Source organism: Streptomyces sp. NPDC056160 (assembly GCF_042268205.1).
In the GTDB taxonomy this organism is placed as follows: domain Bacteria; phylum Actinomycetota; class Actinomycetes; order Streptomycetales; family Streptomycetaceae; genus Streptomyces.
In genome coordinates this window covers 1-12,977 of sequence record NZ_JBHJUW010000046.1, presented here as the reverse complement: position 1 = coordinate 12,977, position 12,977 = coordinate 1, and the positions used below count along the sequence as shown (strand labels likewise).

The window sequence follows — 12,977 nt, the reverse complement described above, 5'->3', positions numbered from 1 at the left end:
GGGGCTCGGCTCCCCGGCCCCGGCGTCCGGCGACGGGCTCGCCGCCGGCTCGGCGGGCTTCTTGCTCATTCCGCGTCAGCTCCCTTGCTGTTCAAGGACTTCGTGACCGCGTCCAGCAGGTCCTGCCAGGCCGTCTCGAACTTGGCGACACCCTCGTCCTCGAGCTGCTGGACGACCTCGTCGTAGGAGATCCCCAGCCGCTCGACGGCCGCCAGGTCCGCGCGGGCCGGCTCGTAGCCGCCGGTCACCGTGTCACCGGTGATCAGGCCGTGGTCGGCGGTGGCGTTCAGCGTGCCCTCCGGCATGGTGTTCACCGTGCCGGGCGCGACCAGCTCGTCCACGTACAGGGTGTCCTTGTAGGCCGGATCCTTCACCCCGGTCGACGCCCACAGGGGACGCTGCGCGTTCGCGCCCGCGCCCGCGAGCGCGGCGAAACGCTCGCCCGGCCGGGTAGAACCGTCCGCCGAACCGAACACCTGCTCGTACGCCTCGTACGCCAGCCGGGCGTTCGCCAGCGCCGCCCGGCCCTTCAGCGCCAGGGCCTCCTCGGTGCCCAGCAGGGTCAGCCGCTTGTCGATCTCGGAGTCCACCCGGGAGACGAAGAAGGAGGCGACGGAGTGGATCACCGACAGGTCCAGGCCCGCGGCACGCGCCTTCTCCAGACCGGCGAGGTAGGCGTCCATCACCTCGCGGTAGCGCTCCAGGGAGAAGATCAGCGTCACATTGACACTGATACCCGCTCCGACGACCTCCGTGATCGCCGGCAGGCCCGCACGGGTGGCGGGAATCTTGACCATCACGTTGGGGCGGTCCACCAGCCAGGCCAGCTGCCGGGCCTCGGCGACCGTCGCCGTCGTGTCGTGGGCCAGGCGCGGGTCGACCTCGATGGAGACCCGGCCGTCCCGGCCGCCGGTCGCGTCGTACACCCCGCGCAGCACGTCGGCGGCGTCCCGCACGTCGGCGGTCGTCATCATGCGCACGGCCTCGTCGACCGTGACGCCGCGCACCGCCAGATCGGCCAGCTGCTCCTCGTAGCCCTCCCCGGAGCCGATGGCGGCCTGGAAGATCGAGGGGTTCGTGGTGACGCCCACGACATGCCCGGTCGCCACCAGGCCGGCCAGGTTGCCCGAGGTGATCCGCTTGCGCGAGAGGTCGTCCAGCCAGATCGACACGCCCTGCTCGGACAGGCGCTTCAGCGCTCCGGCGGTCGCGGTTGCTTCGGTCACAATGATCATCTTCCTTGTTGCGTTCGGATCATGCGCGCGCGGCGGCCAGCGATGCGCGGGCCGCGGCGGCGACGTTCTCGGGGGTGAAGCCGTACTCGGCGAACAGGGTGGCGGCGTCCGCGGAGGCACCGAAGTGCTCCAGCGAGACGATGCGTCCTGCGTCACCTGTGAAGCGGTACCACGTCAGATTGATGCCGGCCTCCACGGCGACCCGCGCCCGCACCGACGGCGGCAGCACCCGCTCGCGGTACTCGCGGGGCTGCTCCTCGAACCACTCCACGGACGGCATCGACACCACACGGGTGGCGATCCCCTCTCCCTCCAGCGTCTCGCGGGCGGCCACGGCGAGCTGCACCTCGGAGCCGGTGGCGATGAGGACCACGTCAGGGGCGCCGGTGGAGGCCTCCTTCAGGACGTAGCCGCCCTTGGCCGCGTCCGCGTCCGGCGCGTACGTCGGCACGCCCTGGCGGGTGAGCACGAGGCCGTGCGGCGCCGGGTGGGTGGCGTGCCGCCGCAGGATCTCCGCCCAGGCGGTCGCGGTCTCGTTGGCGTCGGCGGGGCGGACGACGTTCAGGCCCGGGATGGCGCGCAGCGAGGCGAGGTGCTCGACGGGCTGGTGGGTGGGGCCGTCCTCGCCCAGGCCGACGGAGTCGTGCGTCCACACGTACGTCACGGGCAGCTGCATCAGCGCGGACAGGCGCACCGCGTTGCGCATGTAGTCGGAGAACACCAGGAAGGTGCCGCCGTAGATGCGGGTGTTGCCGTGCAGGGCGATACCGTTCATCTCCGCGGCCATGGAGAACTCGCGGATGCCGAAGTGGACGGTGCGGCCGTAGGGGTCGGCGCCCGGCAGCGGGTTGCCCGCGGGCAGGAACGAGGACGTCTTGTCGATGGTGGTGTTGTTGGAGCCGGCCAGGTCGGCGGAGCCGCCCCACAGCTCGGGCAGCACCTCGCCGAGCGCCTGGAGCACCTTCCCGGAGGCGGCGCGGGTGGCCAGCGACTTGCCCTCCTCGAACACCGGCAGCGAGTCCTGCCAGCCCTCGGGCAGCTTCCCGGCCACGATCCGGTCGAGCAGCTGTGCCCGCTCGGGCTGGGCGCCGCGCCACTTGTCGAGCCGCTTGTCCCAGGCGGCGTGCTCTTCGGCACCCCGGTCCAGGGCCCGCCGGGTGTGCGCGAGGACGGCCTCGTCCACCTGGAAGGACCGCTCCGGGTCGAAGCCGAGGAGGCGCTTGGTGGCGGCGACCTCGTCCGCGCCGAGCGCCGAGCCGTGCGATGCCTCGGTGTTCCGCGCGTTCGGGGCGGGCCAGGCGATGATCGTGCGCATCGCCACGATCGAGGGGCGGGACGTCTCGGCCCTGGCGGCGGTCAGCGCCGCGTGCAGGGCGTGGACGTCGATGTCGCCGTTCTCGTCCGGCTCGATGCGCTGGGTGTGCCAGCCGTAGGCCTCGTAGCGCTTCAGCACGTCCTCGGAGAAGGCGGTGGCGGTGTCGCCCTCGATGGAGATGTGGTTGTCGTCGTAGAGGAAGACCAGGTTGCCGAGCTTCTGGTGGCCGGCCAGCGAGGAGGCCTCCGCGGAGACGCCCTCCTCCAGGTCGCCGTCGGAGACGATCGCCCAGACGGTGTGGTCGAAGGGCGAGGTGCCCTCGGGCGCGTCCGGGTCGAACAGGCCGCGCTCGTAGCGGGCGGCCATCGCCATGCCCACCGCCATCGCCGCACCCTGCCCGAGCGGACCGGTTGTGGTCTCCACACCGGCCGTGTGGCCGTACTCAGGGTGACCGGGCGTCTTCGAACCGTAGGTGCGGAACGCCTTCAGGTCGTCCAGTTCCAGCTCGTACCCGGCGAGGAAGAGCTGCGTGTACAGGGTCAGCGAGGTGTGGCCCGGGGAGAGGACGAAGCGGTCCCGGCCGGTCCACTCCGGGTCGGACGGGTCGTGCCGCATCAGCTTCTGAAAGATCGTGTACGCGGCCGGGGCCAGGGCCATCGCGGTGCCGGGGTGGCCGTTGCCGACCTTCTGCACGGCGTCGGCCGCCAGCAGGCGGGCGGTGTCCACGGCGCGCCGGTCGAGGTCGGTCCACTCGAAGGGGACGGTCGTCTGCTCGCTCATCTTCAAGAAGTCCTCGGGAGAAAGCTGGATTGCTGCCGGACGTGTTCGAACTTAAAAGTCAGACTTTTTCAACGGAAGGTCTCTGTGTGTCAGCCTGTGGTGAAAGTGGGACACGGATGGATCACGCGGCCCGCCCCAGGGCGGTCAAGGCGGGACGAGAAGGACATGGCAGACGCAATCACCCGGAACGGTGCCGACGGCGAGGGCGGCACGGGGAGAGGCACGGCAAGGGGCGCCGGCAGTGCCGGGAGCGGCGGCGCGGGAGAGGGGATCCGGACCTTCCCCTTCCCGGTCGACCTCAGCCTCGGCGGCGTGGGGCTCCAGATCGGCCCCATGGGCGCAGGTCACACCTGGCACGCCGAGGCTCCTCTCCACCGCGTCCACCGCATCGACTTCCACGTCGTCATGCTCTTCAGCGACGGCCCGGTCCGGCACATGGTCGACTTCGCCGAGTACCGGGCCACCGCGGGCGACGTGCTGTGGATCCGCCCCGGACAGGTCCATCGCTTCTCCCGCGCGGACGAGTACCGCGGAACCGTCCTGACCATGCAGCCCGGCTTCCTGCCGCGCGCCACCGTCGAGGCCACCGGCCTGTACCGCTACGACCTGCCGCCGCTGCTCCGCCCCGACGCGGCCCAGCGGGACGCGCTGGAGGCCGCGCTCGCCCAACTGCGCCGGGAGTACGAGGACACCGATACCCTGCCGCTGAGCCTGCACACCGCCGTGCTGCGGCACTCGCTGACCGCGTTCCTGCTCCGGCTCGCCCATCTCGCGGCCAGCTCGGCGGAGGCCGCCCGGCAGCAGGCCGACACCACCTTCACCCTGTTCCGTGACGCGGTCGAGGGCGGCTTCACCACCAACCACAGCGTCAGCGCCTACGCCGACGCCCTCGGCTACTCCCGCCGCACCCTCGTGCGCGCCGTGCGAGCCGCCACCGGCGAGACCCCCAAGGGCTTCATCGACAAGAGAGTCATCCTGGAGGCCAAGCGCCTGCTGGCCCACACCGAACTCCCCATCGGACGCGTCGGCGCCGCGGTGGGCTTCCCGGACGCGGCCAACTTCTCCAAGTTCTTCCAACTGCACACCGGCCTGACCCCCGTGGCGTTCCGGGCGGAGCTGCGGTGAACGCGCGGGGGCCCCACGCCGGCGCGTGGGGCCCCCGGGGGCCGCGGTCCACCAGGACCCGCGAAACTCAGTGCCCGAAGTCGAACCAGTTGACGTTCACGAAGTCGGCCGGCTGGCCGCTGGTGAAGGTGAGGTACACGTCATGGGTGCCGGTCACCCTGCTGATGTTCGCCGGGACCGTGCGCCAGGACTGCCAGCCACCGGTGTTGGCCAGCGCGAAGCGGCCGACGGGCGCGTTGCTCCGGCTGTCCAGACGCACCTCCACCAGTCCGCTCACGCCGCCGGCCGCGCCGCTGGCGACCCGCGCGTAGAACTGCGTGGCCCCGGCCGAACCGAAGTTCACGCCCTTGTAGAGCGCCCAGTCGCCGTTCGCGACCGACCCGATGTCCTGGCCGCCGCCGGAGTCGGTGGTGGGCTCGGAGTTCACCCCGCTCTGGCCGTCGTACGACTCCGCCTGTACGGGGTTGTAGGCGTCGCGGTTGCCGGTGGGCGGGGGAGTGGTGCCGCCGCCCCCGCCGCCCGAGGAGCTGAGCACCTGCACGTAGTCCACCGCCATGGAGTGACCGGGCTCCGTGCCGCCGTCCGGGCCGCCGCCGAACGCACCCGGGAAGCCGCCGCCCATGGCCACGTTCAGGATGACGAAGTAGCCGTGCTGGGTGGCGTTCGCCCAGGTGGTGGCATCGACCTGGTTCGCCTTCACGGTGTGGAAGGTGACGCCGTCGACGGAGAAGCGGATCTCCTCGGGGCTGGTGGACCTGTCCCACGCCATCGCGTAGGTGTGGAAGCCGGCCTGGCAGGTGGCGCCGGGGCAGGAGGTGGAACCGCCGATGCCGGTGGTCTCGTTGCAGGGGCCGCCCGGACTGGTGCCGCAGTGCATCGTCGCCCAGTCGGTGTTGAGGCCCTGGACGTTCTCCATGATGTCCAGCTCGCCGACGCCGGGCCAGTTCCAGTAGTTGCCGCGGAAGGGTGAGCCCAGCATCCAGAAGGCGGGCCAGTAGCCCTTGGCGGCGGCCCCGGTGACGTTCGGCAGCTGGATGCGGGCCTGCACGCGCAGCTTGCCGCCGGCCGGCGGCTGGAAGTCGGTGCGGGTGGTCTCGATCCGGCCCGAGGTCCAGTGGCCGGAGGCGTCCCGGCGCGGGGTGATGAGCAGGTTGCCGTTGCCGTCGAGCGCGACGTTGCTGGTGGAGGAGGTCATCGACTCGACCTCGCCGGTGCCCCAGTTGGCGGCGCCGCCCGGGTACGACGTCCCGGTGTCGTACTGCCAGTCGGCGGTGTTCACGCCGGTGCCCGCGGCGCCGTTGAAGTCGTCGAGGAAGACCTGGGTCCACCCCGAGGGGGGAGCGGGCGCGGAGGCGTCCGCCGGGAGGGTGGCGGCGGTGGCGAGGGCCGCCGCCAGCCCGAGCGTGCCGAGGACCGCGACGAGCGCGCGGCGCGCGGAGCGCCGCCGGGTGGGATGGCGGGTGCCGACGGGGGCGTCGGCGAAGGTGCCGGAAGGTTCACTCATGGGAGCCTCACGGTGGGGAGTGGGAAAGGGGGAGTGGGAAGGGCGCAGTGGGGAGCGGAACGTTTCTGAGAGCGCTCTCAAGCGAGGGGTGCGCCGCCAATGTGCTCTCGGCCACTGCGGTCGTCAAGAGTTGAAGCAAAGAAAGTGGTGCGGCGGCACGGGAGTTCAGCTGATGAAGGGGGAGAATCCGGGTCGCCCCGGACACGCCGGACGGCGGCGGGCAGGACCCGCCGCCGTCCGTGACACCAGCCGTCCGTGACACCAGCCGTCCGTGACACCAGCCGTCCGGTGGTCTGCCGACCGTCCGCCTACCCGAGGTGGTACGCGTACACCGTCGTGGCGACCTTGCACACGCTCGGCGGCACGACCTCCGTGCGCAGTGTGCCGTCGGCGGCGTCGTAGTCGACGCCCTCCGCCTCGAACGTGCCGGAGCACACGCTGCGCTGCGGCAGCGCGAACAGACTGGAGACGTGCCCGGTCACCGGGCCGCCGTCCAGACCGTGTTCCAGGTCCACCTGGAGCAGCGGCCGGTCCTCGGGGAACAGCGCCCTGGAACCGTCGTCGGACGCGCACAGCAGCCGGGTGCCGTCGACGAAGTCGCAGCCCTGGATGTCTCGCACGGGCTTGTCGAGGGTGATCTGCGGGGCCTGCGGCAGCGTGCCGCCGGTGCGCGGGGTGGAGGGGTTGAGGAGCGGGGCGGGGAAGACCTGGAGCCGGTTCTGGTCGCCCCACTCGCCCGACACCAGCCACTGCCCGTCGGGTGAGACGGCGGCGAAGGAGTTGTTCACCTTCTCGCCCGGGTCGAGCGGATGGACGTACTCGTAGCGCTTGCCGTCGGGGGTGGTGACCGCGAACATCTTGGACGTCGCCGAGTCCGCGCCCTGGTAGGCGTCGAAGACGTCGCCCCGGGCGATGTCGGGGTCGCCGACGTGGTTCCAGCCCTTGACGCGCAGATCCAGCGGGACCGAGGCGAGACCCCGGTACAGCAGTGAGCCGTCCGCGCGGCTGGCGAGTCCCTGACTGCCGCTCAGCGAGTCGACGTGCGACGTGCCGGTCTCCTGCCAGACCGGCCCGGCCGCCGCCGAGGAGGTCGCCGCGCCGAGGACGACGGCCGCCGACAGGGCGGCCAGGGCGAACAGTTGACGTCTCATCAGGTTCCTGCCGATGCCTAGGAGGTGGGGATTCGAATGGAACCACGTCTCGCGGACCGGGGCGGTCGTTTCCGGCTCGCGCACAGGCAGAAACCGGCCGGGGACGGAGGGGCGGAGGGGCGGAGGGACGGGGGGGTTGATGGACGGGAGGCGGAGAGACGGACTGACCGGCGGGCGGACGGGCGGACGGGCGGCACGGATCGGGCCGGGAGGCGGGGTCTTCTGGGCGGGGCCGGGGCTGGGGCCGGGGCACGGTGGAGCGGGCGGATCGGGGAGTGGGCGGCCTCACGGGCGGGTGGGCGGATCACGGGGGTGGCCGGCCTCACGGGGGTGGGCGGGCCGCCCGGCCGGGCCCCGGGTGCCGAGTAGGGTGCGTGACGTGCGGGCGCCGGCCGGTGGTGGACACGGCGGCCGGGGCAGGGGCCGTGGCGGAGAGGTGCGAGGGTGAGGCTGACGATTCTGGGCGGCGGCGGGTTCCGGGTGCCGCTCGTGTACGGGGCACTGCTGACCGACCGGGCAGAGGGCCGCGTCACCGAGGTCGTCCTGCACGACCTCGACGCCGGCCGGCTGTCCGCGATCACGCGGGTGCTGGCCGAACAGGCCGCCGGGGTGCCGGGCGCCCCCGCCGTGCGGGCCACCACCGACCTCGACGAGGCGCTGCGCGGAGCCGACTTCGTGTTCTCGGCGATCCGTGTGGGCGGTCTCGAAGGGCGCGCGCTGGACGAGCGGGTGGCGCTCGCGCAGGACGTCCTCGGCCAGGAGACGGTGGGGGCGGGCGGCATCGCCTACGGCCTGCGCACCGTCCCCGTCGCCGTCGACATCGCCCGGCGGGTGGCCCGGCTCGCCCCCGACGCCTGGGTCATCAACTTCACCAACCCGGCCGGGCTCGTCACCGAGGCCATGAGCCACCACCTCGGCGACCGGGTCATCGGCATCTGCGACTCGCCGGTCGGTCTCGGCCGCCGTATCGCCCGCGTGCTCGGTGCCGACCCGCGGGAGGCGTGGATCGACTACGTCGGCCTCAACCACCTCGGCTGGGTGCGCGGCCTGCGGATCGCCGGGCGGGACGAACTGCCGCGCCTGCTCGCCGACCCGGCCCTGCTCGGCTCCTTCGAGGAAGGCCGGCTCTTCGGCGCCGCATGGCTGCGATCCCTGGGCGCGATCCCCAACGAGTACCTGCACTACTACTACTTCGGCCGCGAGGCCGTGCGGGCCTACCAGCGCGCCGACCGGACACGCGGGGCCTTCCTGCACGAGCAGCAGGCCCGGTTCTACGCGGACCTGAGCGACCCGGACGCCCCGGCGCTCGCCGCCTGGAACCGCACCCGGGCCGAGCGCGAGGCCACCTACATGGCCGAGAACCGGGAAGCCGCGGGAGCGGGGGAGCGGGAGGCCGACGACCTCTCCGGCGGGTACGAGAAGGTGGCCCTCGCCCTGATGCGGGCCATCGCCCGGGACGAACGCACCACCCTCATCCTCAACGTCCGCAACCGCGGCACGCTGGCGGCGCTGGACGCGGAGGCCGTCATCGAGGTGCCCTGCCTGGCCGACGCCAACGGCGCGCACCCGGTGGCGGCCGACCCGCTGCCCGGGCACGCCACCGCACTGGTCTGCGCGGTCAAGGCGGTCGAGCGCGAGGTGCTCGCCGCGGCCGACTCGGGCTCGCGGGAGACGGCGGTGAAGGCCTTCGCCCTGCACCCGCTGGTCGACTCCGTGAACGTGGCCCGCCGGCTGGTCCAGGAGTACACCCGGGTCCACCCGGGCCTGGCGTACCTCAGGTAGCCGGGAAGGACGCGTCGAGGCGGCCGGTCGCTCCCCCGTACGGCGACCGACCGCCCCGACCCCCCGTTCCCCCGTGGTCCCCCGACCCCCGTGCTCCCCGCTTCCCCACCCTTGAGAGTCGCTGATGCGGGGCCTGATACACCCCGCGGAGAAAAAAGCCGCGGAAAAATTCCGCGGGCGGGGCGGGGCGGGGCGGGGACCGGGTACGGGCGTCGGATCCGGCCACCGCCGTGGCCGGTTGCCGGGCTCCACCTTGTCCGTACGCGGCCGCGTGTGCTGTTGTGGTGCGCATCGGTGGGTGACAGGGGGCACGAGGTGACAGCGACGGTCGGTGGTACCGGACGGCTGCTGGCCATCAGCGACCTGCACATCGGCTACAGCGAGAACCGCGCCCTGGTCGAGCGGACCGTACCCGGCTCGGACGACGACTGGCTGATCGTCGCGGGGGACGTCGCCGAGACCGTCACCGACATCCGCTGGGCCCTGAAGACGCTCGCGAGCCGGTTCTGCAAGGTGATCTGGGCGCCCGGCAACCACGAGTTGTGGACCCACCCGCGCGACACCGTCACCCTGCGCGGGGTCGCCCGCTACGAGCACCTGGTCGAACTCTGCCGGGACCTGGGCGTGACGACGCCCGAGGATCCCTATCCCGTCTGGTCGGGACCAGGCGGCCCGGTGGCCGTGGCGCCGCTGTTCCTCCTGTACGACTACTCGTTCCTGCCGGAGGGCTGCGCCACCAAGGAGGAAGGTCTCGCCTACGCGCACGGCACCGGCATCGTCTGCAACGACGAGTACCTGCTCCACCCCGACCCGTACCCGAGCCGCGAGGCGTGGTGCCGGGCCCGGGTCGCCGAGACCGAGCGCAGGCTCGGCGCGCTGCCCGAGGACCTGCCCACGGTGCTCGTCAACCACTACCCGCTCGACCGGCACCCGATGGACGTGCTCTGGTACCCGGAGTTCGCCATGTGGTGCGGCACCCGGCTGACCGCCGACTGGCACCGCAGGTTCCGCGTGGCCGCCATGGTCTACGGTCACCTCCACATACCGCGGACCACCTGGCACGAGGGCGTCCGTTTCGAGGAGGTGTCGGTGGGCTACCCCCGCGAGTGGCGCAAGCGTCCCGAACCACCGGGCAGGCTGCGCCGCGTGCTGCCGATGGAGGACACGACCGGTGATCGATGAGCTGCTGCCGGGGCCGGTGGTGGCGGTGGAGGCGTACGGCGTCGAGGAGGCCGGGCGCGCCGCGCTGTACCCGGAGGAACAGGCGGTCATGCTGCGGGCGGTCGCCAAGCGGCGCCGCGAGTTCGCCGCCGTACGGGAGTGCGCCCGCCGCGCCATGGAGAAGCTCGGCGTACCGCGGCAACCCGTCCTGCCCGGCGCCGGGGGCGCTCCGGGCTGGCCGGCGGGACTGGTCGGCAGCATGACCCACTGCGACGGCTACTACGCCGCCGCGCTGGGCCGGGCTGCCGACGTGGCCTCCCTCGGCATCGACGCCGAACCCCACGAACCGCTGCCGCAGGAGGTCCTGCCCGCCGTCACACTGCCCGACGAGAGGCACCTGCTCGACCGGCTCGCGGAGCAACGGCCCGACGTCCACTGGCCCAAGCTGCTGTTCAGCGCGAAGGAGTCCGTCTACAAGGCGTGGTTCCCGCTGACCGGCGAGTGGCTGGACTTCACGGAGGCCGACGTGGACATCCGCACGTCCCCCGGCGCCCCGCACACCGGGACCTTCCGCGCCCGGCTCCTCGTACCCGGACCGCTGGTGGGCGAGCGGCGCCTCACCCACTTCGACGGCCGCTGGACCGTGCGGGCCGGCCTGCTGGCGACGGCGGTGACGGTACCGGCCCATTGAGGTGGCTCCGGCCCATCGATGCGGTTCCGGCGCAGTGGGGTGGGTCCGGCCCATTGAGGTGGCTCCGGCGCAGTGGGGTGGCTCCGGCGCATTGAAGCCGCCCAGGCCCGCGAGCGCCTCCGCGTCGGCCAGGGGCCCAGGACGCCCGGCGGTCAGGGCACCGGTGGGCACCAGTCGTGCAGCAACCGGAAGAACGACTCCTCGTTGCCCGCGAGACCGGCGCGGGACAGTGCCTCTTCCGCCTCGGCGAGCACGGAGGGCGGCACGAGGGGCGGCCGGCCGGCGGCCGCAGGGCCGTCGAAGGCGGCGCGTACGGTGTGCAGCAGCCGCAGGTAGGCCTGGACGGCGGTGCGTTCGTGGTCGGTAAGGACGGCGGTCGGCATGGGACGCTCTCCCCGGTTTCGGCAGCACGCGGTCACGCACGCGCCCGGTCGCCCGGACGGCACGGTGCGCCTCCGCACAACGGCGGCGCATCCTCCAGCTTGCCGCCCCCCACTGACAATGCCCCCGCGCTGCGCCCCGGTTCGCCCACTCAGCGCAGCGAAGCCCCTGCTCGCGGCCCGTACGCCCGACCGTGTACCAGCGACGCCCCGACCATGTCAACGCGGCCACCTGGTATCGGCGTTGCGATTCCGCACCCGCGGCGAGCGATCAGTCCTCGGGCCGCTTGACGCTCTCCAGGAGCATGTCCAGCCATTCGGCGACCTTGTCCCGGTGCTGGTCCGTGGGCAGTTGCGCGGCCCGCCAGGCTATGCCCCGCACCCCGTGGTCCTGCAACAGCCGTTCCAGCGGGTCGCCGGCCGCGGCGGCGGCCTCCCGCTCGCGGTCGGCGAGCCGTTGCAGCAGCTCCTGCTCGGTGCGCTGCAGGGCACCGGCGAGCGCTTCGGGGTCCTCCGCGGTGAGGAATCCGGCGTGCACGCGGAAGAACCGCTGGAGGGCGTCGCAGTGCTCCATGGTGGGACGCCGGTCGCCGTTGATGAGGGCGCCCGCCTGCTGCCGGGACATGCCCGCGCCGTCCGCGATCTCCTGCTGCGTGTAGCGCCTGCCGTTGGGCTTGAGGCGGGTGCGCCGCAGCAGGCCGAGCCGTTGCAGGAACCGCGCCTGCACGTCCGGCTCGCCCGCGCCGCGCCCGCTCAGCAGCGCCTTGACCACGGCCTGGGGCACACCGCACGCCGTGGACAGGCGGTCGATGTCGAAGACCTCCGCCTGGGGTACGCCGAGCCGGTCGGCGAGCGCGGTGACACGCGTGACCACGGCCGGCAGTACGACCGGCGCCGTGGTGCCCGGATCCTCGATGCCGTCCGTCACCGACAGATCTCCTACGTCTCTCACAGGCTTCTCACGGGGCGGGGTGCCGTGAACTTCCCGGAGAGTAGCCCGTCGCCCGAACCCGCATCCAGGTCTCGCCACAACTGTGGCCAATTTCAGCCGTCAACCGCCGTGAAATGCCACGATAGTTGACATGACATGCGGCTGAGCAGCAGGATCAAGGCGCCGCGTGAAGGCCGCAGAGGCAAGAGGGGTGACCTCCCGATGGCATTTCAGGCAGGAGGGCAGCGGCCGGCGCCGCGGTCCGTTCCCGTCAGTCCCGAGGCGCAGGCCTACCTGCAGGACTACGCCGCGCTCCTGGAGGCCGTCTCCTTCCCTTCCTTCGTCGTCGACCACCGCTGGGACGTGGTGCTGGCCAACAGCGCCTACACCGCGCTCTTCCGGGGCGTCGGACCGCACCCGTCGGCCATGCCCGGCGACAACTTCTGCCGGTTCGTCCTGTTCCACCCGGACGCGGGCACGGTCCTCGGCGACCACGAGGCCCGCTGGTGCCTGCCGATGCTGGCGCAGTTCGCGGCCACCGTGGAGGGCCGCGGACCCGATCACGGGCTGCAGGCCATCCGCCGGGACATCGCCCAGGACCCGATCATGGAAGCCGCCTACCGGCACGGTCTGCCGCACTGGATCCGCGCGGTCGGCCCCGAGGCCACCCGCTCCGACGGCGCCGTCCGCCCGCTGCTGCACCCCGACCCGCGCTGGGGCGCGACCGACTGCCGCGTCGTCGAGGAGACCCCGACAACCCTGCGGGACCTCGGGTACACCCGGCTCACCCTGGTCCTGCGCACGGCGCGCCGCCCCCCCCCCGCCCCGCGCCCGGGGCGCCCCCCCCCCCCCCCCCCCCCCCCCCAAAACCCCCGTCTCTTAAAAAAAAAAAACACCCCACACGACCCCCAGATATAAAGTG

At 72.6% G+C, this 12,977-nt stretch carries 11 protein-coding genes; 5 read left to right on the top strand and 6 right to left on the bottom strand.

From position 1 onward, the window contains the following. Window positions 1-65: 65 nt before the first annotated feature. The gene (gene tal / locus ACFC02_RS18825; protein WP_376358033.1) at window positions 66-1,235 is read right to left on the bottom strand and encodes a transaldolase; all 1,170 of its coding nucleotides are present in this window, start codon (window positions 1,233-1,235) and stop codon (window positions 66-68) included. Between the two features lie 19 nt (window positions 1,236-1,254). Continuing rightward, window positions 1,255-3,330, bottom strand: coding sequence for a transketolase (tkt, locus tag ACFC02_RS18820; RefSeq protein ID WP_376358031.1), 2,076 nt, complete (start codon window positions 3,328-3,330; stop codon window positions 1,255-1,257). Between the two features lie 165 nt (window positions 3,331-3,495). Here tkt and ACFC02_RS18815 point away from each other — a divergent pair, with 165 nt between their 5' ends. Beyond that, the gene (locus ACFC02_RS18815; RefSeq protein WP_376358028.1) at window positions 3,496-4,455 is read left to right on the top strand and encodes a helix-turn-helix domain-containing protein; all 960 of its coding nucleotides are present in this window, start codon (window positions 3,496-3,498) and stop codon (window positions 4,453-4,455) included. A 67-nt stretch (window positions 4,456-4,522) separates the two neighbouring features. On the opposite strand, the gene ACFC02_RS18810 is transcribed toward ACFC02_RS18815, so the two are convergent. Continuing rightward, window positions 4,523-5,959: a glycoside hydrolase family 16 protein gene (locus ACFC02_RS18810; protein ID WP_376358025.1), complete on the bottom strand. Its 1,437-nt coding sequence runs from the start codon at window positions 5,957-5,959 to the stop codon at window positions 4,523-4,525. A gap of 308 nt (window positions 5,960-6,267) precedes the next feature. Further along, on the bottom strand, window positions 6,268-7,110 hold the full coding sequence (locus ACFC02_RS18805; RefSeq protein WP_376358022.1) for a hypothetical protein: 843 nt from the start codon (window positions 7,108-7,110) through the stop codon (window positions 6,268-6,270). 444 nt (window positions 7,111-7,554) lie between these two features. On the opposite strand from ACFC02_RS18805, the gene ACFC02_RS18800 reads away from it, so the two are divergent. From ACFC02_RS18800 to ACFC02_RS18790, 3 genes are all read left to right on the top strand, one after another. Then, window positions 7,555-8,892: a 6-phospho-beta-glucosidase gene (locus ACFC02_RS18800; RefSeq protein WP_376358019.1), complete on the top strand. Its 1,338-nt coding sequence runs from the start codon at window positions 7,555-7,557 to the stop codon at window positions 8,890-8,892. A 315-nt stretch (window positions 8,893-9,207) separates the two neighbouring features. After that, window positions 9,208-10,074 carry a metallophosphoesterase family protein gene (locus ACFC02_RS18795; RefSeq protein WP_376358016.1) on the top strand — a complete coding sequence of 289 codons (867 nt, stop codon included), beginning with the start codon at window positions 9,208-9,210 and terminating at the stop codon, window positions 10,072-10,074. Further along, window positions 10,064-10,744 carry a 4'-phosphopantetheinyl transferase gene (locus ACFC02_RS18790; protein WP_376358013.1) on the top strand — a complete coding sequence of 227 codons (681 nt, stop codon included), beginning with the start codon at window positions 10,064-10,066 and terminating at the stop codon, window positions 10,742-10,744. The genes ACFC02_RS18795 and ACFC02_RS18790 overlap by 11 nt, the downstream gene beginning before the upstream one ends. A 152-nt stretch (window positions 10,745-10,896) precedes the next feature. Here the strand turns inward: ACFC02_RS18790 and ACFC02_RS18785 are convergent, their stop codons facing one another. Next, a complete protein-coding gene (locus ACFC02_RS18785; protein ID WP_360964402.1) occupies window positions 10,897-11,127 on the bottom strand; it encodes a hypothetical protein in 231 nt (76 codons plus the stop codon). A 268-nt stretch (window positions 11,128-11,395) separates the two neighbouring features. After that, on the bottom strand, window positions 11,396-12,052 hold the full coding sequence (locus ACFC02_RS18780) for a helix-turn-helix transcriptional regulator (RefSeq protein WP_360964399.1): 657 nt from the start codon (window positions 12,050-12,052) through the stop codon (window positions 11,396-11,398). Between the two features lie 225 nt (window positions 12,053-12,277). Between ACFC02_RS18780 and ACFC02_RS18775 the strand changes: the two genes are divergently transcribed. Then, entirely contained in the window at window positions 12,278-12,973 is a 696-nt protein-coding gene (locus ACFC02_RS18775; RefSeq protein WP_376358010.1) for a hypothetical protein, read from the top strand. Window positions 12,974-12,977 lie beyond the last annotated feature (4 nt).

Coding starts and splice junctions, on each gene's coding strand:
- ACFC02_RS18815 (WP_376358028.1), top strand. CDS start 3,496: ATGGCAGACGCAATCACCCGGAACGGTGCCGACGGCGAGGGCGGCACG.
- tkt (WP_376358031.1), bottom strand. CDS start 3,330: ATGAGCGAGCAGACGACCGTCCCCTTCGAGTGGACCGACCTCGACCGG.
- ACFC02_RS18785 (WP_360964402.1), bottom strand. CDS start 11,127: ATGCCGACCGCCGTCCTTACCGACCACGAACGCACCGCCGTCCAGGCC.
- ACFC02_RS18810 (WP_376358025.1), bottom strand. CDS start 5,959: ATGAGTGAACCTTCCGGCACCTTCGCCGACGCCCCCGTCGGCACCCGC.
- ACFC02_RS18775 (WP_376358010.1), top strand. CDS start 12,278: ATGGCATTTCAGGCAGGAGGGCAGCGGCCGGCGCCGCGGTCCGTTCCC.
- ACFC02_RS18805 (WP_376358022.1), bottom strand. CDS start 7,110: ATGAGACGTCAACTGTTCGCCCTGGCCGCCCTGTCGGCGGCCGTCGTC.
- tal (WP_376358033.1), bottom strand. CDS start 1,235: ATGATCATTGTGACCGAAGCAACCGCGACCGCCGGAGCGCTGAAGCGC.